General features: G+C 58.5%; 24 protein-coding genes and 1 pseudogene. 17 read left to right on the top strand and 8 right to left on the bottom strand.

Going from position 1 to position 25,286, the window contains the following annotated elements; genetic code table 11:
- Positions 1–73 precede the first annotated feature (73 nt).
- The gene (locus tag D882_RS0127395; RefSeq protein ID WP_027926180.1) at positions 74–1,024 is read left to right on the top strand and encodes a LysR family transcriptional regulator; all 951 of its coding nucleotides are present in this window, start codon (positions 74–76) and stop codon (positions 1,022–1,024) included.
- Here D882_RS0127395 and D882_RS0127390 read toward each other — a convergent pair.
- Positions 1,011–1,682, bottom strand: coding sequence for an NAD(P)-dependent oxidoreductase (locus tag D882_RS0127390; RefSeq protein ID WP_027926179.1), 672 nt, complete (start codon positions 1,680–1,682; stop codon positions 1,011–1,013). The two genes, D882_RS0127395 and D882_RS0127390, sit on opposite strands and share 14 nt — an antisense overlap.
- A gap of 84 nt (positions 1,683–1,766) precedes the next feature.
- Between D882_RS0127390 and D882_RS0127385 the strand changes: the two genes are divergently transcribed.
- On the top strand, positions 1,767–2,093 hold the full coding sequence (locus D882_RS0127385) for a DOPA 4,5-dioxygenase family protein (RefSeq protein ID WP_027926178.1): 327 nt from the start codon (positions 1,767–1,769) through the stop codon (positions 2,091–2,093).
- Here D882_RS0127385 and D882_RS0127380 read toward each other — a convergent pair whose 3' ends face one another.
- Positions 2,094–2,495: a GFA family protein gene (locus tag D882_RS0127380; protein ID WP_027926177.1), complete on the bottom strand. Its 402-nt coding sequence runs from the start codon at positions 2,493–2,495 to the stop codon at positions 2,094–2,096. It abuts the gene before it with no gap.
- A gap of 418 nt (positions 2,496–2,913) precedes the next feature.
- On the opposite strand from D882_RS0127380, the gene D882_RS0127375 reads away from it, so the two are divergent.
- Together D882_RS0127375 and D882_RS0127370 are read left to right on the top strand one after the other, a co-directional pair.
- A complete protein-coding gene (locus D882_RS0127375; protein ID WP_027926176.1) occupies positions 2,914–4,221 on the top strand; it encodes a CitMHS family transporter in 1,308 nt (435 codons plus the stop codon).
- An 84-nt stretch (positions 4,222–4,305) separates the two neighbouring features.
- On the top strand, positions 4,306–5,073 hold the full coding sequence (locus D882_RS0127370) for a TerC family protein (RefSeq protein WP_027926175.1): 768 nt from the start codon (positions 4,306–4,308) through the stop codon (positions 5,071–5,073).
- A gap of 136 nt (positions 5,074–5,209) precedes the next feature.
- On the opposite strand, the gene D882_RS0127365 is transcribed toward D882_RS0127370, so the two are convergent.
- Positions 5,210–5,497: a DUF6124 family protein gene (locus D882_RS0127365; RefSeq protein WP_027926174.1), complete on the bottom strand. Its 288-nt coding sequence runs from the start codon at positions 5,495–5,497 to the stop codon at positions 5,210–5,212.
- 478 nt (positions 5,498–5,975) lie between these two features.
- Here D882_RS0127365 and D882_RS01000000131520 point away from each other — a divergent pair.
- From D882_RS01000000131520 to D882_RS0127310, 11 genes and pseudogenes are all read left to right on the top strand, one after another.
- Positions 5,976–6,472, top strand: a pseudogene (locus D882_RS01000000131520) (PAAR domain-containing protein).
- Positions 6,473–6,490: 18 nt separating this feature from the next.
- Positions 6,491–7,651 carry a DUF2515 family protein gene (locus D882_RS0127355; protein WP_027926173.1) on the top strand — a complete coding sequence of 387 codons (1,161 nt, stop codon included), beginning with the start codon at positions 6,491–6,493 and terminating at the stop codon, positions 7,649–7,651.
- Positions 7,648–8,301 carry a hypothetical protein gene (locus tag D882_RS0127350; RefSeq protein ID WP_231986528.1) on the top strand — a complete coding sequence of 218 codons (654 nt, stop codon included), beginning with the start codon at positions 7,648–7,650 and terminating at the stop codon, positions 8,299–8,301. The genes D882_RS0127355 and D882_RS0127350 overlap by 4 nt, the downstream gene beginning before the upstream one ends.
- A 25-nt stretch (positions 8,302–8,326) precedes the next feature.
- The gene (locus tag D882_RS01000000131515; protein ID WP_050590255.1) at positions 8,327–8,806 is read left to right on the top strand and encodes a hypothetical protein; all 480 of its coding nucleotides are present in this window, start codon (positions 8,327–8,329) and stop codon (positions 8,804–8,806) included.
- Between the two features lie 367 nt (positions 8,807–9,173).
- Positions 9,174–10,832, top strand: coding sequence for a Na/Pi cotransporter family protein (locus D882_RS0127340; protein WP_027926171.1), 1,659 nt, complete (start codon positions 9,174–9,176; stop codon positions 10,830–10,832).
- A gap of 164 nt (positions 10,833–10,996) precedes the next feature.
- Positions 10,997–12,385 carry a pitrilysin family protein gene (locus tag D882_RS0127335; RefSeq protein ID WP_027926170.1) on the top strand — a complete coding sequence of 463 codons (1,389 nt, stop codon included), beginning with the start codon at positions 10,997–10,999 and terminating at the stop codon, positions 12,383–12,385.
- Positions 12,386–12,509: 124 nt separating this feature from the next.
- A complete protein-coding gene (locus tag D882_RS0127330; RefSeq protein ID WP_027926169.1) occupies positions 12,510–13,538 on the top strand; it encodes a DUF5924 family protein in 1,029 nt (342 codons plus the stop codon).
- A 55-nt stretch (positions 13,539–13,593) separates the two neighbouring features.
- The gene (locus tag D882_RS0127325; RefSeq protein ID WP_027926168.1) at positions 13,594–14,742 is read left to right on the top strand and encodes an ABC transporter permease; all 1,149 of its coding nucleotides are present in this window, start codon (positions 13,594–13,596) and stop codon (positions 14,740–14,742) included.
- Complete coding sequence (locus tag D882_RS0127320; protein ID WP_027926167.1) at positions 14,739–15,542, top strand: ABC transporter ATP-binding protein; 804 nt, start codon at positions 14,739–14,741, stop codon at positions 15,540–15,542. The genes D882_RS0127325 and D882_RS0127320 overlap by 4 nt, the downstream gene beginning before the upstream one ends.
- 1 nt (position 15,543) lies before the next feature.
- Complete coding sequence (locus D882_RS0127315; RefSeq protein ID WP_027926166.1) at positions 15,544–16,482, top strand: MlaD family protein; 939 nt, start codon at positions 15,544–15,546, stop codon at positions 16,480–16,482.
- Positions 16,479–17,105 carry an ABC-type transport auxiliary lipoprotein family protein gene (locus tag D882_RS0127310; RefSeq protein WP_027926165.1) on the top strand — a complete coding sequence of 209 codons (627 nt, stop codon included), beginning with the start codon at positions 16,479–16,481 and terminating at the stop codon, positions 17,103–17,105. Before D882_RS0127315 ends, D882_RS0127310 begins: the two co-directional genes overlap by 4 nt.
- Positions 17,106–17,224: 119 nt before the next feature.
- Here the strand turns inward: D882_RS0127310 and D882_RS0127305 are convergent, their stop codons facing one another.
- The 5 genes from D882_RS0127305 to D882_RS0127280 form a co-directional block, all read right to left on the bottom strand.
- Entirely contained in the window at positions 17,225–18,454 is a 1,230-nt protein-coding gene (locus D882_RS0127305) for a nucleoside recognition domain-containing protein (protein ID WP_027926164.1), read from the bottom strand.
- Between the two features lie 202 nt (positions 18,455–18,656).
- The gene (gltP, locus tag D882_RS0127300; RefSeq protein WP_027926163.1) at positions 18,657–19,988 is read right to left on the bottom strand and encodes a glutamate/aspartate:proton symporter GltP; all 1,332 of its coding nucleotides are present in this window, start codon (positions 19,986–19,988) and stop codon (positions 18,657–18,659) included.
- 706 nt (positions 19,989–20,694) lie between these two features.
- Complete coding sequence (locus D882_RS0127290) at positions 20,695–21,159, bottom strand: inhibitor of vertebrate lysozyme family protein (RefSeq protein ID WP_027926162.1); 465 nt, start codon at positions 21,157–21,159, stop codon at positions 20,695–20,697.
- 2 nt (positions 21,160–21,161) lie between these two features.
- Complete coding sequence (locus D882_RS1000000132410) at positions 21,162–21,326, bottom strand: DUF1328 domain-containing protein (RefSeq protein ID WP_003177151.1); 165 nt, start codon at positions 21,324–21,326, stop codon at positions 21,162–21,164.
- Positions 21,327–21,409: 83 nt separating this feature from the next.
- Complete coding sequence (locus D882_RS0127280) at positions 21,410–21,697, bottom strand: hypothetical protein (protein ID WP_027926161.1); 288 nt, start codon at positions 21,695–21,697, stop codon at positions 21,410–21,412.
- A 439-nt stretch (positions 21,698–22,136) separates the two neighbouring features.
- On the opposite strand from D882_RS0127280, the gene algB reads away from it, so the two are divergent.
- Both algB and D882_RS0127270 read left to right on the top strand, forming a co-directional pair.
- Positions 22,137–23,483 carry a sigma-54-dependent response regulator transcription factor AlgB gene (gene algB / locus D882_RS0127275; protein ID WP_027926160.1) on the top strand — a complete coding sequence of 449 codons (1,347 nt, stop codon included), beginning with the start codon at positions 22,137–22,139 and terminating at the stop codon, positions 23,481–23,483.
- A 10-nt stretch (positions 23,484–23,493) separates the two neighbouring features.
- Complete coding sequence (locus D882_RS0127270; protein ID WP_027926159.1) at positions 23,494–25,284, top strand: ATP-binding protein; 1,791 nt, start codon at positions 23,494–23,496, stop codon at positions 25,282–25,284.
- The last annotated feature ends 2 nt before the right edge of the window (positions 25,285–25,286 follow it).

Below are 25,286 nucleotides of genomic sequence, written 5' to 3'. Positions count from 1 at the left end.
TGCGACCGAGCATGTTACCCATGCACTTTGCGGTAAAGCCCATGCCAGGCAATGACTAGGATTAGCCCAGCTTATGTATGACGCCCTTGGTGATTTGTCGCTCGACTTGCTTCGTGCCTTTGAAGCAGCCGCCCGTCATCGCAGCTTTACCGCGGCGGCGGTTGAGCTTGGCACTACGCAGCCGGCGGTCAGTCAGCAGATCAAGCGATTGGAGGAGCAACTCGCGACGCGGTTGTTTGACCGCATTTATCGCGGTATTGAATTGACAGAAGCCGGGACTATTCTTTTTGAGCAAGTTCAGCTCGGTTTGCAGAATATCGACGCGGGATTGAGCGCGATCAGCGCACAGCAGCAACATGAGGTGCTGCAAGTCGCGACCGATTTCGCATTCGCCGCTTACTGGCTGATGCCGCGTCTGCACCGTTTTCACAAAGCCAATCCACAGGTGGACGTCAGCCTGGTCACCAGTGAACGCAGCCACAACATGCTGCGCACCGATATTGATGTGGCGGTGTTGTTTGGCGACGGACGCTTCAAGCAGGGTGAAAGCCATTGGCTGTTCAGCGAAGAAGTGTTTCCAGTGTGCAGCCCGCTGTTGCTCAAGGATCGTTCCCTGCCCTTGTCTGCACAGTCGTTGCTGGAGTTTCCGCTGCTTCATTTAAGGGGTGAAAACAGCAGTAACTGGTTCGACTGGAGCGGTGTGTTTCGCGAGTTGGGGATAACGTCGGCACCCGCACCGGGGCAGTTACGCTTCGACAATTACACGCTATTGATTCAAGCGGCGATTGGCGGACAAGGCGTAGCGATTGGCTGGCGGCACCTTGTGGATAACTTGCTGGCGCAGGATTTGTTGTGTCGGCCGATTGCCGAGACGGTAATTTCCAGGCTGGGCTATTACGTGGTCCTGCCCCAGCGAAAACGGCGTGGAGCGTTGATTCAACAGTTTGTGGACTGGTTGATGGAGGAACAGGCCAGTAGCGCGCAATCGCTTAATGGCCTGCCATTGCCCTCTATTGCTGTTTAGTCTCAGCCGCGATGAAGTTCACGTGCTCGCTAACATGCAGGTTCAGATGCAGTTCATCGGCAATCCCTACGGCCACGCGGTTCAACCGTTGAAGGGGTTCTGCCAAGCCCGGTTCGAGGCTGTCGCTGACATGGCTGAAGTGCTCGATCGTCAGACCGGGCACACCGCGCGGCGCATTGACCAGCGTCCAGCGCAAAGCACTGTTTTGCAGCGCTTCGCGGATTTCTTCGGCGGCGTGGCGTTGCAATCGATCTTCTATTTCCGGATCGTCCAGCAATTCAAAATCACCTACCAGAAACAGCCGCGTAATGCCTGCTGCCTGCATGCCATCGATCAACGCATCCACGGCAAGCACTTGCTCGACCGGACCCGGCACGATGGTTTTTTCGACGTATTCGCTGTTGAACGGCAATCCTGGCGCATCCAGTAAACAGATCACGGCTGAGCACCCCGCCACGCTTTGTTTAACGCGCTCGGCTTCAAACAGGTCGCCGGTTTTTGTGCGCAGGCCCGGGCGTGGCGCCAACGCCGTCAGGTCGTCCAGAATGGCGATCACTTCATGTTGGCGCCGCAGCATTTCAGCCATCAGCGCACTGCCCAGGCTACTCATGGCACCATAAAGCACCACTTTTACCACCGGGGTTTCGGCATTTTTCATTGCTGAAGTTCCTTGTTTCCTGCGTATATGGCGTGTGACCTGTAGGAAACGGTGAGGGTTCGACCGGGTTTCAGGGGGATTCAGATGCAGCAGATCAAGGGTTATCACGCCCATGTGTATTTCGACGCCAGCACCATCGATCAGGCTCGGACACTGTGCGAACAGGCGGCGCAGTTGTTCTCGCTAAAAATGGGCCGCGTACACGAACGCCCGGTCGGCCCGCACCCGGACTGGAGCTGCCAACTGGCGTTCGGGCCCGAACTCATTGGTGACGTGCTGCCGTGGCTGGCGCTCAACCGCAACGGGTTGGTGGTGTTCCTGCACCCGGACACCGGTAATGACTTGCTCGATCACACCGAGCACGCGATCTGGATGGGCGCGATCCGGGCCCTGGATCTGTCTATTTTTTGATCAGATCGTTTCTTCTGCTTCGCCGGGCAAGTGTTCGTCCAGGTGCAGCCAGGGCAAGCGGCTGTCGGTCCATATATGCCGCTCGGCCGGTGCCAGCTCTGGATGGTCGAAGGTGGCGACGGTGACGTCGATGCTCTCGGGGCTGAGAGGGTTCATGAACGTCAGTTGCGCCCCACAGTTCGGGCAGAAATTGCGCACGCCGGTTGAAGAAGACAGGTACTGCGCGGGTGTTCCTTTCAGCCATTGAAAGGCTGACGCGGGCACGGTGATCCAGGTGGTGACGATCCCGCCGCTGACCCGTCGGCAAATCGAACAATGACAGTGGGCGATGTCGTGCAACGGCCCGTTGAATTGATAGCGCAGATGTCCGCAGTGGCAGCCGCCGGTGTGAATGTTGGTCATCCTGTTTGCTCCTGTTGCCTATGTGCTGACCCCTTCGCGAGCAGACTCGCTCCCACAGTGGGGTCTCAGTGGCCACAGATCTATGGTGGGAGCGAGCCTGCTCGCGAAGGCCGCAACTCGGTCCATCTGGATAAACCGGTCCGACGACCGGTCGCCCATCCGCGCAATGCTTTTACCGGCGAAAGCTGGCTGAAAGCTTCCCCGATTAGGATCGCCCCCACTGCCGGCAACAGACCGGTTGGCCAATGAGTGTTTTATCGCTCGCACGGCCCATTTAACAACAACAATGGTGATCCTGATGTCCTTTGCTACCCGCCGCTTCGCTGTCACTCCGCCCGTACGCCTCGTGCTTCCCGTTCTGCGCTGACCCAACCGGTTCGCCCATTTCCCCTAGCCGCGCTACGCCTGGAGTATTCCCATGCTGACTTTCCTTGGCTTTGCCATGGTCATCACGTTCATGTTCCTGATCATGACCAAGCGCCTGTCCGCGCTGATCGCCTTGATCATCATCCCGATCGTCTTTGCCCTGTTCGGCGGTTTTGCGCCGAAGATCGGTCCGATGATGCTCGAAGGCATCACCAAGCTTGCGCCGACCGGCGTGATGCTGATGTTCGCCATTCTGTATTTCGCCCTGATGATCGACTCCGGCCTGTTTGACCCGGCCGTGCGCAAGATCCTCAAACTGGTCAAGGGCGACCCGCTGAAAGTTTCGGTCGGCACCGCCGTACTGGCGCTCGTCGTTTCCCTCGATGGGGACGGCGCGACCACTTATATGATCTGCGTGGCCGCCATGCTGCCGCTCTACAGCCGCATCGGCATGAGCCCGCGGATCATGGCCGGCCTGATCATCCTCGCCGGTGGCGTGATGAACATGACCCCATGGGGTGGCCCGACCGCTCGTGCGGCCAGCGCCCTGCATGTCGACCCGTCGGACATTTTCGTGCCGATGATTCCGGCAATGCTGGCGGGCGTGGTGGCGATCCTGGCGATTGCCTACTTCTACGGTAAGCGCGAGCGTGCGCGCCTGGGTGAATTGCACCTGGCCGGCGATGAAATCGACCACAGTGAAATCAGCGTTTCGCAGTTCCCGGACGCCCGTCGTCCGAAACTGATCTGGTTCAACGGTTTGCTGACCCTCGCGCTGATGTGCACCCTGATCGCCGGCCTGTTGCCGCTGCCGGTGCTGTTCATGGTGGCGTTCAGTATCGCGATGATCGTCAACTATCCTTGCCTGCAAATGCAGAAGGACCGCGTTGCGGCTCACGCCGGTAGCGTGTTGTCGGTGGTCGGTCTGATCTTCGCGGCGGGTATCTTCACCGGTATCCTGTCCGGCACCGGCATGGTCGACGCGATGTCCAAAAGCCTGCTGGGGGTCATCCCGGATTTCCTCGGGCCGTACCTGGCCGTGATCACTGCGCTGGTGAGCATGCCGTTTACGTTTTTCATGTCGAACGACGCATTTTATTACGGCGTGTTACCAGTGCTTGCCGAAGCCGCCAGTCATTACGGTATAACCGCAGTGGAAATGGCACGTGCCTCGATCGTCGGTCAGCCCGTCCACTTGCTGAGCCCGCTGGTACCATCGACCTATTTGTTGGTGGCCCTGGCCGGTATCGAATTCGGTGACCATCAGCGCTTTACCCTGAAATGGGCCGTGCTGGTGTGCATGTGCATACTGGTTGCAGCGTTGCTGATGGGGATTTTTCCGCTGTTCAGCACTCTATAACCAAAGACTCATCACGACGGGTCCGGTCTTCGCGGTTTGAAGCCCGGGCCTTTCGTGGTTTAACACTCGCTCAAAGGAATACACATGGAATGGCTGACCAACCCTGAAATCTGGGTTGCCTTCTTTACACTGACCGCCCTGGAAATCGTCCTGGGTATCGATAACATCATCATGATTTCGATCCTGGTCAGCCGCATGCCCAAGCACATGCAGGCGCGCACCCGGATTTTCGGTCTGGCCCTGGCCATGATCACGCGGATCCTGTTGCTGCTGTCGATCACCTGGGTCATGCGCCTCACTGCCGACCTGTTCGAGGTGTTCGGCCAGGGTATTTCCGGGCGAGACCTGATCCTGTTCTTCGGTGGTCTGTTCCTGCTGTGGAAGAGCTCGCAAGAGATGTACCACGCGCTGGAAGGTGAAGACGAAACCAACGAAGAGCCGAGCGGCAAGGGCGGCAACTTCCTCTACACCATCATCCAGATCGCGATCATTGACATCGTGTTCTCGCTGGATTCGGTGATCACCGCCGTCGGCATGGTCTCCCATGTTCCGGTCATGGTCGCCGCGATCGTCGTGGCTGTGCTGGTGATGATGTGGGCGTCCGGCACCATCAGCGAGTTCATCGACAAGCACCCGTCGCTGAAGATGCTGGCGCTGTCGTTCCTGCTGATCGTCGGTACCGTGCTGATTGCCGAATCCCTGGACGTACACGTGCCAAAAGGCTACGTCTACTTCGCCATGGCGTTCTCGCTGGCGGTTGAAGCGATCAACATCAAGATGCGCACTGCCATCGCGAAAAAGAAGAAACAGCAAGATCCGGTGAAACTGCGCAAGGACATTCCGGGCCAATAACCCAAACGTCAGCGCAATACCCTGTGGGAGCGAGCTTGCTCGCGATAGCGGTCTTTCAGTCAACAGCACTGTTGAATGTGAAGGCCCCATCGCGAGCAAGCTCGCTCCCACATTTTTTTTGTGCAGGGTTCAGGGACTAGTGGGTAGCGGGCGGATCGAGGTTATCCAGCACTCGATTCACCGCCAATTCTCCTAGCATGATGACCTGCTGAATCCCCAGCAACGTATGGCGTTGCGGGCCCCCCAGAAACCCGGCGAGATCACTCGCCATGACGCTGGCTGACGCCAACGATTCGCAGGCATGCGCTAGCAGGGTTTCGTTATCAATCTTGGGGTCTATAAGGAAGATGGTGCTGGGTTTGCGCGGCGGGAAGTCGTGGGGGACCGGATCGCTGTCCGGTGGGTTGGGCGTTACCTTGAACATAAATAGAACTCCAGTACTGGTTACGTGGAGCCCTCACACTCGCTACCAAACGAAGGTGGTGGCCATACACAGGTTGGTAGACCGGAGTACTGGAACCGGCGCCCCCGAAGGGACCCTGCGCATGGCCACCATAAAGCTGCGAACTGAGAAAGCGTCCGCAGAAAGTGGCTATGCGCCAGAACTCCGGGCTACCAAACCCGATCACTGTTTTCAGCGACCGGGAAACGATAGAGGCCTGGTTCAAGGCGCACAAGCCGGCGGATTCTGTAGTAACCGTAGGCAACGACGCAAGGCGTTGTAGCCTCTGAGAAGTAACTCGGAGTATTTTTAAACAGGGCTCCCCGCGCTCGAACATTTAAGCATTTTCCTACAGCCATCGCGCGTGGTGCTTGATACGGTCGCACTCCAAGGTTGACGCACAGCCCCTTGGTGGTTAGCGTCCCGCACTCGCCTCAAACGACAATGACAAGGAGTGCATATGTCTGGAAAACCGGCTGCACGCGTCACGGACCCGACCACTTGCCCGATTCCGGGCCATGGCACCAACCCCATCGCCAGCGGCTCCCCCGATGTGTTTTTTAATGGCCTCGCCGCTGCGAGAGTCAGCGACACCTGCACCTGCGGCCAGGCACTCAGCGGCGGCTTCTCCTCCACGGTGTTCATCAACGGCCTGAACGCCATGACCCTCGATGGCACCACGAGCACGGCGGCGTAATAGTCGGCGGCTCCGGCAACGTAATCATCGGCAGCACCCATACCCCGGCGCCGTTCATTCCGCCCCTCCCGATCATTGGCCAGCCCGTCGTGGAATTCAAAGCCGTCAGCGCTGGCAATGGCGAACCGATAGCCGAACGAGGCTACGAAATCGAAACCGCCGAAGGCCGCATCGTCAAAGGCCAGACCAACGCCTTGGGCATGACCCAAAGTGTCGCCACGCTAAAACCCGATCTCGCCGTCGTCCGCTGGACCGTCTAAGCCTCAAGGAAGAATCAATTGACCGGACAATGCATCGCCCCAGACGACCTGGACATGAAAAAACTCTGGAACAGCACCTGCGAACTGCCTGCCTGCAAGCGCGAAACCACCACAGGCGGTCCCAACCCCAAGACCCGCGTCGAAGTGCCGTTGCTGACCTGCAACTGCCTGTGGCGCCGGTTTCAGAAAGAAGCCGAAGAATGGGTCGCTCCGGGTGGCGTACTGATCGCCGACCCACAATCACGTAACCGCAAGATCAACGCCGCATATGCGCAGTTGTGGCTGGCGGATAACCGGTTTCAATGGGCGGGGTTGGCGGCGTTTGCGTCGAAGCAGGTGGGGTGTGGGTTGTTGCACGCGGCCAAGTTGCAAAAAGGTATTGCCGCAGAAAAGAAAGCCCACCAAAGATTGCGTCAGGCCCCATCAGAAACCTTATTTGAAGGGCTTGGGTTCAAGCTAAGCCGAACTGATCCTGATATTCAGTCTGAAGTAGACAAAGCTAGGTCAGAGAATCCGGTACCCACGACGGACATCACGCTCGGCGACAATTCTCGGTCGTTGGTTCAACAACAACTCGACTATGTGTACGAAATGTTGGCGTTGGGAAACACTGCGCTATTTCTGGATGTTTATCCTCTCCATCGGTTTTTCATGGTTCGGGGGTATAAGGAAATGGAGAAATGCCTGAGAAGTCGGATAGAAATCGCAAAAGACGTGATGTGGTCCATCGGTGATAGCGTCCGTTTCGGCGTTGCCCATAAAGAAATTTTTGATACCTTTGAAGCAATCGAAGCGGGAAACATCGCCGACAGCGTTAACTACATGGCTGCGCACGAGCAGATCAATATTCTGCAACCGGCGATGTATGACGATGTGCACTTCGCCTCGCTCATCCGTGGTACGCATGCCTCTGACATCGTTTCCGTCGTTACTGGTCTGCTTTCCGGCGTTCCAGAGGGGATACAGCTCACCTTGGCCAGTCAGTGCAAAGCTCCCGACAGTCGAAGCGTCACTTTCAGCAGCAACCCGTTGGCAAATCTGGCGGACAAGGATCAAAGGATGACATTCGTGCTTCGGGCCGCAGCACAGTTCAATGCCTTGCTAAATAATCCCGCGACTAAAAGACAGCTGCAACGCTCTATAACCGACATCGCAAGTGGAAATGGAGTGCACCAGTGACTGAATCAAAGCAGCGCTGGTTGATTTTTATTGTTTTCATTCTTCTGGTGTCGGGAAGCCTGGTGTATGCCCGTTTGAGCACCAAAACCTTATCCGTCCATATCGGAAAGCCCTACGAACAGGTCATTAAAGACTCATCTTTCCCTGTCGAAGAAAAAACGGCTATCTATCCAGGTGACCCTAATAACGCGAAAGATCCTCGTAGACCTGGTTCCACGTGGATCAGCAGCCCGACTGTCATTGAGTTTGATGATCCAGCTTATGGATTCAAACTTCCTCCGACGGTGTTTGGTGCCGTTACTTATGGAGGGCAGAAAGTATCGACTGTAACCACATCACCCATGTTGGAAACGATGCCATTCACGGCCGCTGTGGATCGATTGGTGGATGTACAAAACACCCTCAAGTCCGGAGGGTGGATGCTTGAGCCTTTGGAAAATAACGACTGGTTCAGTGTCGACTCTGCTGCAGAGCGTGAGCGATTGCAGGTGAAGCTCTTCGATCAGCCAGTGGGCATCGATTTGTATGTACCGGGAAAATACAGTCTGCTGCTATTGATCAAGTGTTATGGAAGCTGTGGTACGCGTGATTCGGTGGCGGCTAAATATCTGATCGATATTAGTGTGGGCCGGGATCGAAGCGGGACATGAGCAATCGCTGTAAGAGGCGCGTTACATGCTGGAGGGTGTAGCGTTTTTTCATGTTGTTTTTTTGCCTGACGTCTTTTCACTACCCAATGGATTTTTGGTTATTCACATCGGTAAGCTATACGAAAGCGTCGTGAGGGGTTCGACGTTTCCTGTATTGCGTAAAACTGCCATTTATCCCAGTGAGCCACCTCACCCGAGCTCAACCTGGATTAGCACCCCAGTCATTATCACCTTTGATGACAAGCAGCATGGATTCACGTTGCCAGCTACCAGGTTTGGCGCGATTGGGTGGTCCGATTTCAAAGCGATTACCCTGACTACGTCGCCGATGCTTGAAACCTTGCCATTTGAGCAAGCGGTATTACTCCTTGATGAATTACAACAAAAGTTCAAGCAAGTCGGATGGACTCCAGAACCTGTTGAAGTTAACGATTGGCTAAAAATAGAAACAAAAGAGGAAAAAATCGACTTCAGGCCAAACTCTTCGATCAACTGGACGGTGTAATCCTGTTGATCCCGCACAAGTACAGCTTGATCCTTCATATCAAATGCTATGCCCGCTGCGATAAGCGAAACACCGAAACAGCCAAGTATCTGATCGACGTAGGACTGGGTGAGGATCATTTCAGTGACTGAGCCCCCCTGAGCGGAGGTCAGCCCACATTGGGATGAATGCAATACCGCCATCGCGAGCAGGCTCGCCCCCACAAGGGTGACACTATTTTCATGACAGTTTTGTTTCATTCACGTCTTTAGCTGTGCAATGCTGGCGCCCAGACCGTTAGCCAACTACAGCTTAAGTACAGAACGTAGAAGAACGCGCGGTACCGTCAATTTGCCCCTCTGGGGCGCGACCATCACAGGGGGCCTTTATGCTCACCCTGCTCAATTTGTTATCGGCTGTGGCCTTGTTGATCTGGGGCACGCACATCGTCCGAACCGGCATCCTGCGGGTTTACGGCACCAACCTGCGCCATGTGATCGGCCAGAACATGTCCAAGCGTTGGCTGGCGTTTATCGCCGGGATCGTGGTGACGGCGATGGTGCAGAGCAGTAACGCCACCGCCATGCTTGTCACTTCGTTTGTCGGGCAAGGCCTGATGGCGTTGACCCCTGCGCTGGTGACCATGCTGGGGGCCGACGTCGGTACAGCACTGATGGCGCGGGTGCTGACCCTGGACCTTTCCTGGCTGTCGCCGCTGCTGATTTTTGTCGGGGTGATTTTCTTCCTGTCGCGCAAACAGACCCGGCTCGGGCAGATGGGCCGCGTGGCCATAGGCCTTGGATTGATCATTCTGGCGCTGCAATTGATCGTCGAAGCGGCTGCGCCGATCACCCACGCCAAAGGGGTGAAGGTGATCTTTGCCTCGTTGACCGGCGACATTCTGGTCGACGCCCTCGTCGGCGCATTGTTCGCGATGATCTCCTACTCGAGCCTGGCCGCGGTGCTGCTGACGGCGACGCTGGCCGGGGCCAAGGTCATCAGTTTGCCGGTGGCCATCGGTCTGGTGATCGGCGCCAATATCGGCAGCGGTGTTCTCGCGTTTCTCAGCACCAGCATGCAGAACTCCGCCGGGCGCCAAGTGGCCTTGGGCAGCTTGTTGTACAAACTGATTGGCCTGGTGTTGATCATTCCGGTGCTTAACCCATTGGTGCACTGGCTCGATGGCCTGGACTTCAGTCCTCAGGAAACGGTCATCGGCTTCCACCTGCTCTACAACACCGTCCGCTGCTTGATTCTGACGCCGACTGTCGCAGGGATGGCCAGGCTATGCACCTGGCTGTTGCCAGAGCGGCCGGTCGTCAACGGAATGGCCAAACCCCGGCACCTCGACCCGACCGCGCTGGACACGCCGAGCCTGGCGCTGGCCAATGCGGCGCGGGAAACCCTGCGCATGGGCGATCTGATCGACAACATGCTCGAAGCGATGCTCGATGTGCTGCGCGGCAAGCAAACCGCCGTGACCCAGGAAATGCGCCGCCTGACCGATGATGTCGAAGCGCTCTACAGCGCAATCAAACTCTACCTGGCGCAAATGCCCCGTGAAGACCTCAGCGACCAGGACAGCCGGCGCTGGGCTGAAATCATTGAATTGGCGATCAACCTGAAACTCGCCAGCGACCTGATCGAACGTATGTTGCGCAAGGTTCAGCAGCAGAAAACCTCGCAGCGCCGGTCTTTTTCCGAGGTGGGGCTGGAGGAATTGGCCGGGCTGCACAGCCAGCTAATCTCCAATCTGCGACTGGGGTTGTCCGTATTCCTGAGCTCCGATAAGGAAAGTGCCCGTCAGTTGTTGCGCGAAAAACGTCGTTTTCGCGCACAGGAAAGGCGTCTGGCCCATGCCCATGTCAGCCGCTTGCAACGTAAGATTGTGCAAAGCATCGAGACCAGTTCGCTGCACCTGGAGCTGATTGCCGACATGAAACGTTTGAATTCGCTGTTTTGCAGCAGCGCGTATGTGGTGCTGGAAACGTCCGACACGGGGGCATTGTCGGTCGACGATTTCGCGGACATCACGCATTCGCCTTGAACGTCTGGCAGTGTGATCAGTCAGTTACATGGGTTCCGGCTTAAAAGCATCGCGAGCAGGCTCGCTCCCACACTGGAGCTTCGGTGAAACTGTGGGAGCGAGCCTGCTCGCGATGGCTGCCGGAAAGCGACACGGATCTCCAATCAGCCGTATGGAAACCTGTTATGCGTTGTCTGTTGTTCGCCTGTTTGTTGCTGGGTTCACTTCCTTCGTTTGCCCTGGATCGTTTTCAGGTCGAGGGCTATACGCTGCCCAATGGCCTGCAATTGCTGCTCAAACCGGGCGCTGACCGCGGGCATGTGGCGATTCGCCTGGTGGTCGGCGTAGGCCTGGATGATTTCAATTGCGCCGACAAAGAACTGCCCCATCTGCTCGAACACTTGTTGTTCAGCGGTATCGACGCCACCGGCGAAGGGGGGCTGGAGGAGCGCATGCAGGCGCTGGGGGGTGAGTGGAACGCTTACACCAGCAACGCCGACACCACGTTCGTCATCGAAGCCCCGGCGAAAAACCAGCGCAAGGTCCTCGACCTGTTGCTGGCGCTGCTGACCCAGACCCGCATCGACGACAACGCCATCAACGCCGCCAAGCAAGTGGTCGAGCGCGAAGACGGCGGTCATTACACTCACCTGCAACGTTGGCTGGATCGCCAGGACCTTGGCCATACAGCCAGTAATCAATTGGCGGTGGAACTGGGCCTCAAATGCCCACAGCGCGCTGAAGTCGATCACCTGACCCGTGAACAACTGGAGAAGGTGCGCAAGCTCTGGTACGCGCCTAACAACATGACGCTGATCATGGTCGGCGACCTCGACCGGTTGCTGCCGGCCTATCTGGAACGGGCCTGGGGGGAGCTGGTGGCAGTCGACCCGAGCGAGCACTTGCCCCTGCCGGAAATTCGTTCCAGTGCCGCCCATGAACGCACGCTGAGCAGTGGTTTCGTCGGCGATGGTGCCAAGTTGCACTGGCTGGTGCCGGAGCCGGTGCTTGAGGATGAGCACGACGAGACGTTCGACCTGCTCAAGGACTATCTGGACTGGGCGCTGTATCGCCAGATGCGTCTGGTCCATAGCTTGTCCTACGGGCCTTCGGCGGAACGCGAGTTGTTCGGCGGTGTGGGCTTTATGAGCCTGAACGCCGACCTTGAGCGCGATGATGTGCCTCAGGCTGAACGGGTCCTTGAGGCGTTGAAGGCGCAGTTGCTCAAGGACGGTCTCGACGCCGACACCTTCAACCGTCTCAAGCAGGCGGCCATCGCCCGTCAGGCCTGGGCCGTGCAAGGCAATAGCGCGCTGGCGGATTATTACTGGAGTGCCCTTGGCGACTATGAGGACGGGCGCTTCGCTGATCCGGCGAGGGAACTGCAAGGGGTGACGCTGGAGGAAGCGAACAAGGCGTTGCGTGAGTTGCTGCTGCAGCCCGGGTATTTGCGGATCGAGAAGCCGCTGATGGGTGATGACCAGTTGATGTGGGTAATTGCCGGGGTGTTGGGGCTGCTGGTGTTCGGCTTATTGGGCTGGCGCTTGTACAGAAGGACACCGCCCACCGTGTAGCCGCTGCCGAAGGCTGCGTTCGGCAGCTGCTACAAGGGCTCCGGGTCGACCGCGGGCCTCGCCACGTCGCCCGCCGGCGGGTAACCTGTCGAGGATATTTCCTACGACGAATGTGAACCGCCGAATGCCGATCCTGACCCAATACGTCCAGCGCATCCTGGAATTGATGAAGCGCTATCCTGGGGTCATCGCGCTCGGTGGTTTCATCTCCGGTGTCGGCAGCTTCATCCTGGTGGATCGCCAACAAGGCCTGGCGACCTGGATCACCATCATCATGGTGCTCAGTTGGGTCTGGCTGATGCTGGAAAACAGCCTCACCCAGCTGTTCACCAAAATCTTCAAACGCGAGATTCCCCAGCCGCTGCTGCGTTACGCCACGCAGATGATCCACCAGGAAAGCCTGTTCTTCGTCCTGCCGTTCTTTTTCATCACCACCACCTGGAACAGCGGCCAATTATTCTTCACCGGGCTGTTGAGCATCGCCGCGCTGATTTCCATCATCGACCCGCTCTACTACAAATGGCTGGCGCCCCGGCGCTGGGCGTTCCTGGCGCTGCATACCCTGACGCTGTTCGCGGCGTTGCTGACCGCCCTGCCCGTCATCATGCACCTCACCACGTCCCAGAGTTTCAAACTGGCGCTGGGGATCGCCGTGCTGCTGTCGTTCCCGAGCCTGGCGTCGATCTTCCCGATCCGCACCGTGCGCAACGCTTTGGCGATCCTCAGTATCACCCTGGGCATCGGCGCCCTCGGTTGGGTGCTGCGTTCGTGGGTGCCGCCGGCGACCCTGTGGATGACCGACGTGGCAATCAGCACGCAAATGCAGGACCGCACCCCCGGCGAAAGCCTGGATGAAGTGACTGCCGAGCAGATTCGTGGTGGCGGGCTGTATGCCTACACCGCGATCAACGCCCCGCGCGGTCTGGATGAGCGCATCTATCACGTGTGGCAGTTCAACGGTAAAGAGGTCGACCGCATCCCGCTGGATATCCATGGTGGACGCAAGGAAGGCTACCGCGCCTGGACCCACAAACAGAACTTCCCGGGTAACCCGGCGGGCAAATGGCAGGTCCGGGTGTTGACCGAAGATGGCCAGGTTATCGGCGTGCTGCGCTTCATCGTCACGGACAGCACACCGACCAAAGAAAAGTAGCTCGGTTCATGCTATTACGTAGCTCTGTGTAATTAACCGAACAAGCACGGAGCTTATGACCAGCAGCACAATGGCCGGTAATGCCCAGTTGGACGACTCTCACTCCCCTGCTCAACTGCGGGTTACGGGTGACTGGACGCTTGCCCATTACGCCGATCTCAAGACCTTGTGCGAAAAGCTTCGCGGCCAGTACGACGACAACACCCACATCGATCTCAACAGTCTCGGTGCCCTCGACACCGCCGGTGCCTCGCTTCTGGTCGAGCTGCTGGGGACCGAGCGCCTCGGCCGGTCCGCCGAACACCCCGATTGCACCCTGTCCACCGCCGATCGCGCCCTGCTGCAGACCATCTACCGCTCAATGACCGATTTCTGTGTGCCCATCAAGGAACCGGAAATCAGCGTCAGTATTCAATTGCTGACCCGCATTGGCCGTGCCGTGGACGCGGTCTGGCAGGACACCCTGCAACTGTTGGGTTTCGTCGGACTGATTATCGAAACCATCGCCCGCAGCCTGTTTCAGCCCAAGCGTTGGCGCATCACGCCCATGGTCGCGCACATCGAACAAACCGGTCTCGACGCCGCGCCCATCGTCGCCCTGCTGACCTTTTTGGTGGGCGCAGTGGTGGCGTTTCTCGGGGCGACGGTGTTAGCCCGTTTCGGCGCCACGGTGTTCACCGTGGACCTGGTGGCCTTTTCCTTCCTGCGCGAATTCGCGGTGCTGTTGACGGCGATTCTGATGGCCGGGCGCACCGCCAGTGCGTTCACCGCGCAGATCGGCTCGATGAAGGCCAACGAAGAAATCGACGCCATCCGCACCCTGGGCCTCGACCCGATGGAGTTGCTGGTGGTGCCGCGTGTTTTGGCATTGCTGGTCGCCTTACCGATGCTGACCTTTCTGGCGATGCTCTCGGGGATCATTGGCGGCGGCGTGGTCTGTGCGGTGTCGCTGGATATTTCGCCAGCGATGTTCCTCTCGCTGCTGCAATCGGACATCGGTGTTCAGCATTTTCTGGTGGGGATCGTCAAAGCACCTATTTTCGCGTTTTTGATCGCCTCGATTGGCTGTCTTGAAGGGTTCAAAGTCAGCGGCAGCGCCGAGTCGGTCGGAGCGCACACTACGTCCAGCGTGGTCCAGTCGATTTTTGTGGTGATCGTGCTCGACGCGGTGGCCGCTCTGTTTTTCATGGAGATGGGCTGGTGAGTCGTTTACCCCGAGCGCCTTCCGAGGCGGTGATCGAAGTCCGCGGGCTATGCAATCGCTTTGGCAGTCAAAGCGTGCACGAAAACCTCGACCTCGATTTGTACAAAGGTGAAATTCTCGCCGTGGTCGGCGGTTCCGGCAGCGGCAAATCGGTGCTCCTTCGCAGCATTGTCGGCCTGCGTCGGCCTAACGATGGGGACGTGAAGGTGTTCGGTAAAAACCTGGCGACCTTGTCCGAGCTGGAGCGCTCGAAGGTTGAACGGCGTTTTGGTGTGCTGTTCCAGCAAGGTGCCCTGTTCTCTTCGCTGACCGTGACCGAAAACGTAGCCCTGCCCTTGATCGAACACGCCGGCCTGAGCCGTGAAGACGCCGAGCACCTGGCGGCGGTCAAACTGGCGCTGGCCGGGCTGCCGCTGTCGGCTGCCGACAAGTACCCCGCTTCGCTGTCCGGCGGCATGATCAAGCGGGCGGCGCTGGCCCGCGCGCTGGCGCTGGACCCGGACATCCTGTTTCTCGACGAACCCACGGCCGGCCTCGACCCGATTGGCGCGGCGGCATTCGATCAATTGATCCTGACCCTGCGCGATGCGCTGGGCCTGAGTGTGTTTCTGGTAACCCACGACCTCGACACGCTCTACACCATCACCGACCGGGTGGCGGTGCTGGCGCAGAAGAAAGTGCTGGTGGCGGACGCCATCGACAAGGTCTCGGAAACCGATGACGCGTGGATTCACGAATACTTCCATGGCCCTCGCGGCCGCGCGGCGTTGACGGCCGCTCAACAGTTGAACGAGGTCTGACATGGAAACCCGAGCCCATCATGTATTGATCGGCCTGTTCACCGTGATTGTGGTGGCAGGCGCCCTGCTCTTCGGCTTGTGGCTGGCCAAGTCCAGCGTCGACACCGAGTTCAAGGATTACGAAGTGGTCTTCAATGAGGCGGTCAGCGGCCTGTCCAAAGGCAGTTCGGTGCAGTACAGCGGGATCAAGGTCGGCGACGTGGTGACATTGCGCCTGGACCCGAAAGACCCGCGCCGGGTGTTGGCGCGGATTCGTCTGGGTGGTGACACTCCGGTCAAGGAAGACACCCAGGCCAAACTGGCACTGACCGGCGTCACCGGGACTTCGATCATCCAGCTCAGCGGCGGCACTCCGCAGAGCCCGGCGCTCAAGGGCAAGGACGGCAACCTGCCGACCATCGTCGCCTCGCCCTCGCCCATCGCGCGCCTGCTCAATGACAGCAACGACCTGATGTCCGGGGTGAACACGCTGATGCAGAATGCCAACCTGTTGTTCTCCACGGAAAACGTCGAGCGCATCAGCAACACGTTGGAGCACCTGGAGCAAACCACCGGGGCGATTGCCGATCAGCGCGGCGATATCCGTCAGGCGATGCAGCAACTGGCGTCGGTGGGCAAGCAGGCCAACAACATGCTGGAACAGACCACGGCGTTGATGCGCAATGCCAACGGCCTGCTCAATGACCATGGCAAGGACGCGTTGGGCAGCGCCGAGCAGGCAATGAAATCGCTGCAGCAGAGCACCGCGACGATCAACAAGTTGCTCGCCACCAATCAGGATTCGCTCAACAGCGGCATGCAGGGCCTCAATGGCCTGGCCCCGGCGGTGCGCGAGCTGCGTGAAACCCTGACCTCGTTGCGCGCCATCTCTCAACGCCTCGAGGAAAACCCCAGCGGTTACCTGCTGGGCAGTGACAAGAGCAAGGAATTCACGCCATGAAGCTGACTCGTATCGCCCTCCTCGCCGGCTTCACGCTGATCAGTTCGTGCTCGATCCTGCCCAAGCCCGAGCCGTTCGATGTTTATCGATTGCCGTCGGCCCAGAGCTCCGCGTCGGCCGGTCATGGCACGCCGCAACGCTGGTCGCTGCGCCTGACCAAACTCCAGGCCAGCAACGCACTGGACGGCCCGAACATCGCGGTAATCCCCCAAGGCGATGTGATCAGCAGCTACAAGGGCTCACGTTGGAGCGATCCGGCGCCGGTACTGCTGCGCAATCGTCTGCTGGATGGCTTTCAGCGTGACGGCCGGGTGCCGCTGTTGAGCACCGACGACAGCATTTTCCAGGCGGATCTTGAGCTGGGCGGGCATTTGCAGGCGTTTCAGACTGAGTATCAGGGCACGACCGCCACTGTTGTCGTAAGCCTGGATGCCTTGCTGGTGCGCGGTTATGACCAGCGCATCCTCGCCAGCCGCCGCTTCGAAGTGCGCCAGCCACTGAGCGATGTGAACGTGCCCGCAGTGGTTGCGGGGTTTGGCCAGGCGAGCGACCAATTGACGGTGCAGGTGGTGAACTGGGCGGTTGAGCAAGGGCAGAAGGTCGAGCTGCCCGCGAGACCTTAAGGCCAATACAAACCCAATGTAGGAGTGAGCCTGCTCGCGATAGCGGTGTATCAGTCGCAATAAATACCGACTGTTACATCACTATCGCGAGCAGGCTCACTTCTACAGGGGGATATCGGTCAGCCGAAGAACCAGTAGCACACCCCGATGGCGCCCAGTACGCCGGCCAGTTCTGCCAGCAACGCACACCCCACCGCATGCCGCGCGCGCTGGATGCCCACCGCACCAAAGTACACCGCCAACACATAGAACGTGGTCTCGGTGCTGCCCTGAACCGTGGCCGCCACCAGCGCCGGGAAGCTGTCTACCCCGGAGGTTTTCATGGTTTCGATCAGCATCGCCCGCGCGGCGCTGCCGGAGAACGGTTTGACCATCGCCGTCGGCAATGCGTCGACGAAGCGCGTGTCCCAACCGGCCCACTCCACCAGGTGCCGAATTCCGTCCAGACCAAAGTCCAGCGCGCCGGACGCCCGCAGCACACCCACCGCACAGAGCATCGCCACCAGGTACGGCAGCAGGTTCTTGGCCACGTCGAAGCCTTCTTTGGCGCCTTCGACGAACGCTTCGTAGACCTTTACTTTGCGCAGTGCGCCGATGATCAGAAACAGCATGATCAGCCCGAACAGCGTCAGGTTGCCGAGGATCGATGACAGGCCGGCCAGCGCGGTGGCTGAGAGCGTCGCCAGCAGCGCCATGAAGCCACCGAGGGCGAGGGCACCGGGAATCAGGTACGCCAGCACCACCGGGTCCCAGATGCGCAGGCGCTGCATGAATGCGACCGACAGGAAGCCGACGACAGTCGAGCAACTGGTGGCGAGCAGAATTGGCAGGAACACCAGCGTCGGGTCCGGCGCGCCTTGCTGGGCGCGGTACATGAAAATCGTCACCGGCAGCAGGGTCAGGGAGGAGGCGTTGAGCACCAGGAACAGGATCTGCGCGTTGCTGGCCACGGTGGCGCTGGGGTTGAGCTCCTGCAGGGCTTTCATCGCCTTGAGGCCGATCGGTGTGGCGGCGTTGTCCAGGCCCAGGCCGTTGGCGGCGAAGTTCAGGGTGATCAGGCCGAGGGCCGGGTGACCAGGCGGCACTTCCGGCATCAGGCGCAGGAACAGTGGGCCCAGGGCTTTGGCCAGCCATTCGACGATTCCGGCTTTCTCGGCGATGCGCAGAAAGCCCAGCCACAAGGTCAGGGTGCCGAACAGCAGGACCATGACTTCGACCGACAGTTTGGCCATGGCGAAAATACTCTCCACCATCGCCGCGAAGATCCCGGCGTTGCCACCGATCAGCCATTGCGCCAGCGCCGAAACGGCCGCCACGATGAAGAAGCCAAGCCACAGGCCATTAAGCATCAGTCAAATCCCCCGGAATATGCGGCGAATGATAGCGGGGTAGCCAGAAACGACAAACCCCGGATTTCTCCGGGGTTTGTTTGTTCGGCTTACACCGGACCTTTGTAGAAGTGAGCCTGCTCGCGATGGGGCGGCACATCCAACATCTCTGTTGTTTGATACACCGCTATCGCGAGCAGGCTCACTCCTGCAAGGTTTTGCGTCAGTTCTTGGAAACCTCGCCAGCCGGGAGTTTTTCCTTGCTGCGCCAGTGCGGCAGGGAGTTCCAGTAGCGCTGACCCTTGGCGTCGTCGTACATGCCTTCCCAGCGCGAGATGACCAGCACGGCCAGCGCGTTACCGATCACGTTCAATGCGGTACGGGCCATGTCCATGATGCGGTCGACACCGGCGATGAATGCCAGGCCTTCCAGCGGAATACCGACGCTGCCCAACGTGGCCAGCAGCACCACGAAGGACACGCCCGGTACGCCGGCGATGCCTTTGGAGGTGACCATCAGGGTCAGCACCAGCAGCAATTGCTGGCTGATCGACAGGTCGATGCCGTACAGCTGGGCAATGAAGATTGCCGCGATGCTCTGGTACAGGGTCGAACCGTCGAGGTTGAACGAGTACCCGGTCGGCACCACGAAGCTGCAAATGGCTTTCGGCGCGCCGTAGGCTTCCATCTTCTCGATCACGCGCGGCAGCACGGTTTCGGAGCTGGCAGTGGAGTAGGCCAGTACCAGCTCATCCTTGAAGATGCGCATCAGCTTGATCACCGAGAAGCCGAACAGGCGGGCGATCAGGCCCAGCACCACGAAGGCAAAGAACGCAATGGCGAAGTACACCAGCACGACCAGTTTGGCCAGTGGCAGCAGGGAAGCGAAGCCGAAGTTGGCCACGGTCACCGCGATCAGTGCGAATACGCCGATCGGGGCGTAGTTCATGATCATGTGGGTGACTTTGAACATGCTTTCCGAGACGCCCTGGAACATCTTCACCAGCGGCTCGCGCAGGTCCGATTGCAGGCTCGACAAACCGAGGCCGAACAACACGGAGAAGAAGATGATCGGCAGCATCTCGCCGCGGGCCATGGCCGCGAAGATGTTCGACGGGATCAGGTTGAGGATGGTTTCGATGAACGCGTGTTCATGCTGAACCTCGGCGGCAGTGGCCTGGTACTTGGAAATATCCACGGTACCCAGGGTGCTCATGTCGATGCCGGTGCCTGGATGGACCACGTTGGCCAACACCAGACCGACCAGAATGGCGATGGTGGTGACGATCTCGAAGTAGATGATGGTCTTCAGGCCGATGCGCCCGAGTTTCTTGGCGTCACCGACGCCAGCGATGCCGACGACCAGCGAAGAGATCACGATCGGGATCACGATCATCTTGATCAGACGGATAAAGATATCGCCTGCTGGTTGCAGGACGTTGCTGATCCACCAGGCTTTTTCGGCACTGAAATGGTTGAGCAGCGCACCGATTGCAATCCCCAATACCAGACCGATGAGGATCTGCCAGGCGAGGCTAAGCTTTGCCTTCTTCATATCATTACCCTTACTTGCGTTTGACTCAGGCAGACGCATTCACTGGTTCGCTTGTGGCGAAAAGTGCGTGCATCTGCCCCCGTATAAGGAGCCCCGGAGCGCTTGTTAGTGGCTCTCTGGCAGGCGAAAAAAGGCGCAACTATTCCGATGCAAGGAAGCGACGTCTAATGCCGTAAACGCCTACCCTATGCCGAATCGGCATGAGCTTTTTCAAATGAAACTGGCGTCCCAACCGGTTCGAATACGCCATTTCGGCAGCCATAAGTGCCGTGAACCGGCCATCTCAGAGGAGGTTGGTTGTTTTTTGAGCGGGGGATTCAGGGTTAAAACTTCAGGAAAAACTTACGTTTAGCTGTAAAAAATCGCAGTCATTTGCAGACAGATTTCTCGATATACGGTCGCGAAGAAATACCGCGAAATGTTTTTGCGGGGTTTGTAGCGGAAATGGCATAAAGATAAATGAGCGATGCGCTCTGGATCGCTGCTTTTTTGCGAATGAAGCTCTCCGCAAATTCGTCGAGTCCCGATGACCCGGCGAATTTGCGTCGCAGCTTTTGCCTGACCCGGCCCTTGCGCAGGTACTCCCTGTACCCGTAGGTCACTCCGACCCTGCAACAGTCAGAACGTCCCGGCCCCATGGTCATGCGTCTACCTTCCTCGGGTAGCGCAGTAGAGAGAAGCAGGGTGCTTCTTTCATATGACAAATTCAGTACCAGTTCGGATCTTTTTTCAGCTGTTCCATCAACAGGTCCTGCATGCCCTGGTCCGGTTTGCCGAGGAAGCGGTAACTGGCATGTCGCGTGGGCGACTTGTCGGCCGGCAGTCCTGCGGGCACTTCGACCAGCATGGCGTAGGCATCTTCCTTGTCGAAACTGAAAGCCACGATCAAGCGTTCCTTCAGGCAGGTGGGCTGTGATTCACACAGCGGCCCAACCAGATACTTGTGGCCATCTTCCTCAACAGCATTCATTTGTTCGGCATCGCCAGACAGGTTCATCACCCATTCCGGCAGGCGTTCTTCCTTCTTCACCACGCCTTGCCATGTGTCACGGTACTGCGGGTCGGTGGTGAGTAACCCGTTGGCCCGCATTTGGCCGTCATTGGCCGCCATTGCCATGGCACTACCGCCCAAAAGCAGGGCGGCTGCCAGTGTCTTGTACAAAACGCTCATGTTCAGCCTCGACCGCGACGGCCAAAGAAGAAGGAAGCAATAAACATCACCAGGAACACGACAAAGAGAATCTTGGCGATACCCGTGGCGGTGCCCGCGATACCACCGAAGCCCAGTACTGCAGCGATGATGGCAATGATCAAGAAGGTGATTGCCCAGCTCAACATGGTGATTCTCCTTACGCTTCATTATTTAGAGGTGTCGCTTTTGGTGCTTGTCCCGGCGCAGACCGCACGCCAAGTTCGATTACCTAAAACACCCAGCGCTCCTGACGAGGCATCTCGTCCAGTGGCTGCGCCTGGTCGACGTCCATCATCCGCATGGGGGTGAGGTCGGCCTGACTGCTGCTGGCGGCGCTGAAGTGGGTTTGGGCTGCAGGTTGAATCGAAACGTGCGGTGCCTCTGGCTGCTGGCTCTGCTCCCAACGCATGAACTGTTGGCCGGCGATCAGCGTGATCAGCAAGGCCAGAACAGCAAATAAGCCTTGCTGGATATGCAGTGGCGAGATTCGCAGTTGGGCGGCACGGTAGCGATTCATCCTGAAGCTCCTCCCACTTTGGTGGTGATCTTGTTGGTGGGCATAGAGATAAATGCCCTGATTACTCAGACCATTGCAGCCTGCATGCCAGCTTTTTTGCGCGAATAAAACTGAATAAAATCAACAAGTTAACAAGTTTATGAAAATCGTTTGCGACGCATCCTGCACGATGACCCCTCCAGGGTCGTGCGAAATGCACGATAGATTCGCAGGCACTTTGAATATTTTTGAATTGCGCGACGGGCGCAGATGTCAGAAAGGGAAGCGGGTAACCGCCAAAAATGCGGTGTTTTGATAAAAAGCCATGAAAATCAGCGAATTAGTCAGACAGGCCTTAGATAGCTACCCTGCCGGTGCTGGAATGGATCAGAATCGACCATGCAACTTGCCCGATTTATCCGGGACTAACCAAGATCAATCATTAAAGGAGCGCAGGAACATGGAATCAGCCACGGTGCATCAAGGCCGCATTCTGTTGGTAGACGATGAGTCCGCTATCCTGCGAACCTTCCGCTATTGCCTCGAAGACGAGGGCTATAGCGTCTCAACCGCGAACAGCGCCGCTCAGGCTGATGCCTTGTTGCAGCGTCAGGTGTTCGACCTGTGCTTTCTGGATCTGCGCCTGGGTGAGGACAATGGCCTGGATGTGCTGGCTCAGATGCGTATTCAGGCGCCGTGGATGCGTGTGGTGATCGTCACCGCGCACTCGGCCGTGGACACGGCGGTCGATGCGATTCAGGCGGGCGCCGCCGATTACCTGGTCAAACCCTGCAGCCCTGATCAATTGCGTCTGGCCACCGCCAAGCAACTGGAAGTGCGGCAACTGTCCGCCCGCCTGGAAGCCCTTGAAGGTGAAGTGCGTAAACCCAAGGATGGCCTGGACTCCCACAGCCCGGCGATGAAAGTCGTGCTCGAAACCGCCCGCCAGGTGGCCGGGACCGATGCCAACATCCTTATCCTGGGTGAGTCCGGCACCGGTAAAGGTGAACTGTCCCAGGCGATTCACGGCTGGAGCAAGCGTCAGAAGAAGTCCTGTGTCACGATCAACTGCCCGTCCCTGACCGCCGAACTCATGGAAAGCGAACTGTTCGGTCACAGCCGTGGGGCCTTTACCGGTGCCAGCGAAAGTACATTGGGGCGGGTCAACCAGGCCGACGGCGGCACGCTGTTTCTCGACGAGATCGGCGATTTTCCGCTGACTTTGCAACCCAAGTTGCTGCGATTCATTCAAGACAAGGAATACGAGCGGGTAGGGGACCCGGTGACCCGCCGCGCCGATGTGCGCATTCTGGCGGCGACTAACCTGAACCTTGAAGACATGGTGCGCGACGGCCGCTTCCGCGAAGACTTGCTCTATCGCCTGAACGTCATCACGTTGCACCTGCCGCCGCTGCGCGAGCGCCGTGAAGACATCCTGAACCTGGCCGACCGTTTCCTCGCTCGCTTCGTCAAGGAGTATGCGCGCCCGGCCCGAGCCTTCAGCGATGAGGCCCGCGAGGCACTGCTAGGTTATCGCTGGCCCGGCAATATTCGCGAACTGCGTAACGTGGTGGAGCGGGCGAGCATTATTTGTCCACAAGAACGGGTCGAAATCAGCCATTTGGGCATGGCCGAAACCCCGGTCAATAATGCGCCGCGCATTGGCGCGGCGTTGAGTCTGGACGAACTTGAGAAAGCTCACATCGGTGCAGTCCTCGCCACGGCGGATACACTGGATCAAGCGGCCAAGACCCTGGGCATTGATGCCTCGACCCTGTACCGCAAACGCAAGCAATACAACTTGTGAGCTGCCACCGATGAAATTGGCGATGAAGCTGCGTACTCGGCTGTTTCTGAGTATTTCTGCACTGATCACCGTGGCACTGCTCGGGCTCTTGCTCGGACTGGTCAGCGTGATGCAGATGGCCGGGTCCCAGGAAGCGCTCGTTCGCAACAACTTCGTCACGCTCGATCTGGGATTGAAACTACGCCAGACCCTGGGCGATCAACTGATGATCATGGTCAACGAAAAACCGGATCCAGCCGGGTTCGAGGCGTCCAGGCAACACTACTTGCAGTTGCTCGATGAGGGCATTGCCCTTGAGCAAAACGGCAATGGCGGTCAATACGGGTTCAAACAGGCCAAGGTTGATTATCTGGAGTTTGTTCAGGCCTACGGCCAGGCCACTGAGCCCACCAAGGTTCTGAGTGGCAGCGAAGCCCTCACGGAAAAATTCAACACCTTGCGCAACGGTCTTCTCGCAGAGCACAAGCGGGCGCTGGATGACATCAACAGCACCGAACGCCAGTCCCGGGAGCGCGCGTTACTGGTGGCGGGCTTGCTGGGTCTGGTGGGATTGGCGGTGTTGATCATCGGGTTCGTGACGGCACACGCGATTGCCCGGCGCTTTGGCGAACCGATCGAAGCCTTGGCGCAGGCCGCCGATCATATTGGCCAGGGCAATTTCGAGGTGACCCTGCCGGTGTCGTCTGCTGTGGAATTGAACCTGCTGACCAAGCGCTTCGGGATCATGGCTGAGGCATTGCGTGAGCATCAGGCCACCAACATCGATGAACTGCTCGCCGGTCAGCAACGTCTGCAAGCCGTGCTCGACAGCATCGATGACGGCTTGTTGATGATCGATCGCGACGGTCATCTCGAGCACCTCAATCCGGTGGCTCAGCGCCAGTTGGGTTGGGACACCGATCGCCTTGGCCAAGGGCTGGGCGCGGCCCTTGAACGTCCCGAGCTGGATGAACAGCTGCAACTGGTGCTGCGCGGCGGCACGCTGGAGCGTGCGCCGGAAGACCTGAGTATCGAGGTCGATGGTGAATCGAGGTTGCTGACTTACAGCCTGACGCCGGTCAGCCATACCCAAGGGCACATTCTCGGCGCGGTCATGGTGTTGCATGACGTGACTGAACAGCGGGCGTTCGAACGGGTGCGCAGCGAGTTTGTCCTGCGCGCGTCCCATGAATTGCGAACGCCGGTGACCGGCATGCACATGGCGTTCGGTCTGTTCCGTGAGCGGGCGAAATTTCCACAGGACTCTCGCGAAGCCGACCTGCTGGATACGGTCAATGAAGAAATGCAGCGCCTGATGCAGTTGATCAACGACCTGCTGAACTTCTCTCGCTACCAGAACGGCTTGCAGAAACTGACCCTGGCCCCATGCTCCATCGAGGAACTGTTGGCGCAGGCCCATGCCCGCTTTGCCGAGGCGGCGACTGAGCAGGGCATCGAATTGCGCATAGAGGTGCAAGGGCCGTTACCCCGATTGCAGGCCGACCAACCGCAGCTGGACCGGGTGCTCGACAACCTGATCGACAACGCTTTGCGCCATACCGCACGGGAAGGCCTGATCCGATTGCAGGCCCGGCGCCATGGCGAGCGGGTGATTATCAGTGTCGAGGATAACGGCGAAGGCATTGCCTATGGCCAGCAAGGGCGAATTTTCGAGCCTTTTGTCCAGGTCGGCCGCAAGAAGGGCGGCGCCGGGCTTGGCCTGGCGCTGTGCAAGGAAATCGTGCAACTGCATGGTGGGCGCATGGGCGTCTATTCGCGGCCGGGGCAGGGTACGCAGTTCTACATGGCGCTGGCGGTGTAAGG

It is taken from the genome of Pseudomonas sp. URMO17WK12:I12 (assembly GCF_000514395.1).
Taxonomy (GTDB): domain Bacteria; phylum Pseudomonadota; class Gammaproteobacteria; order Pseudomonadales; family Pseudomonadaceae; genus Aquipseudomonas; species Aquipseudomonas mucoides.
The sequence above is the reverse complement of the archived record's forward strand: the minus strand, read 5'-3'. Positions and strand labels throughout refer to the sequence as shown.

Bases quoted from the DNA above. Each gene is read 5' to 3' on its own strand.
- D882_RS0127395 (WP_027926180.1), top strand. From the start codon at position 74: ATGTATGACGCCCTTGGTGATTTGTCGCTCGACTTGCTTCGTGCCTTT.
- D882_RS0127390 (WP_027926179.1), bottom strand. From the start codon at position 1,682: ATGAAAAATGCCGAAACCCCGGTGGTAAAAGTGGTGCTTTATGGTGCC.
- D882_RS0127385 (WP_027926178.1), top strand. From the start codon at position 1,767: ATGCAGCAGATCAAGGGTTATCACGCCCATGTGTATTTCGACGCCAGC.
- D882_RS0127380 (WP_027926177.1), bottom strand. From the start codon at position 2,495: ATGACCAACATTCACACCGGCGGCTGCCACTGCGGACATCTGCGCTAT.
- D882_RS0127375 (WP_027926176.1), top strand. From the start codon at position 2,914: ATGCTGACTTTCCTTGGCTTTGCCATGGTCATCACGTTCATGTTCCTG.
- D882_RS0127370 (WP_027926175.1), top strand. From the start codon at position 4,306: ATGGAATGGCTGACCAACCCTGAAATCTGGGTTGCCTTCTTTACACTG.
- D882_RS0127365 (WP_027926174.1), bottom strand. From the start codon at position 5,497: ATGTTCAAGGTAACGCCCAACCCACCGGACAGCGATCCGGTCCCCCAC.
- D882_RS01000000131515 (WP_050590255.1), top strand. From the start codon at position 8,327: ATGCTGGAGGGTGTAGCGTTTTTTCATGTTGTTTTTTTGCCTGACGTC.
- D882_RS0127340 (WP_027926171.1), top strand. From the start codon at position 9,174: ATGCTCACCCTGCTCAATTTGTTATCGGCTGTGGCCTTGTTGATCTGG.
- D882_RS0127335 (WP_027926170.1), top strand. From the start codon at position 10,997: ATGCGTTGTCTGTTGTTCGCCTGTTTGTTGCTGGGTTCACTTCCTTCG.
- D882_RS0127330 (WP_027926169.1), top strand. From the start codon at position 12,510: ATGCCGATCCTGACCCAATACGTCCAGCGCATCCTGGAATTGATGAAG.
- D882_RS0127325 (WP_027926168.1), top strand. From the start codon at position 13,594: ATGACCAGCAGCACAATGGCCGGTAATGCCCAGTTGGACGACTCTCAC.
- D882_RS0127315 (WP_027926166.1), top strand. From the start codon at position 15,544: ATGGAAACCCGAGCCCATCATGTATTGATCGGCCTGTTCACCGTGATT.
- D882_RS0127310 (WP_027926165.1), top strand. From the start codon at position 16,479: ATGAAGCTGACTCGTATCGCCCTCCTCGCCGGCTTCACGCTGATCAGT.
- D882_RS0127305 (WP_027926164.1), bottom strand. From the start codon at position 18,454: ATGCTTAATGGCCTGTGGCTTGGCTTCTTCATCGTGGCGGCCGTTTCG.
- gltP (WP_027926163.1), bottom strand. From the start codon at position 19,988: ATGAAGAAGGCAAAGCTTAGCCTCGCCTGGCAGATCCTCATCGGTCTG.
- D882_RS0127290 (WP_027926162.1), bottom strand. From the start codon at position 21,159: ATGAGCGTTTTGTACAAGACACTGGCAGCCGCCCTGCTTTTGGGCGGT.
- D882_RS1000000132410 (WP_003177151.1), bottom strand. From the start codon at position 21,326: ATGTTGAGCTGGGCAATCACCTTCTTGATCATTGCCATCATCGCTGCA.
- D882_RS0127280 (WP_027926161.1), bottom strand. From the start codon at position 21,697: ATGAATCGCTACCGTGCCGCCCAACTGCGAATCTCGCCACTGCATATC.
- algB (WP_027926160.1), top strand. From the start codon at position 22,137: ATGGAATCAGCCACGGTGCATCAAGGCCGCATTCTGTTGGTAGACGAT.
- D882_RS0127270 (WP_027926159.1), top strand. From the start codon at position 23,494: ATGAAATTGGCGATGAAGCTGCGTACTCGGCTGTTTCTGAGTATTTCT.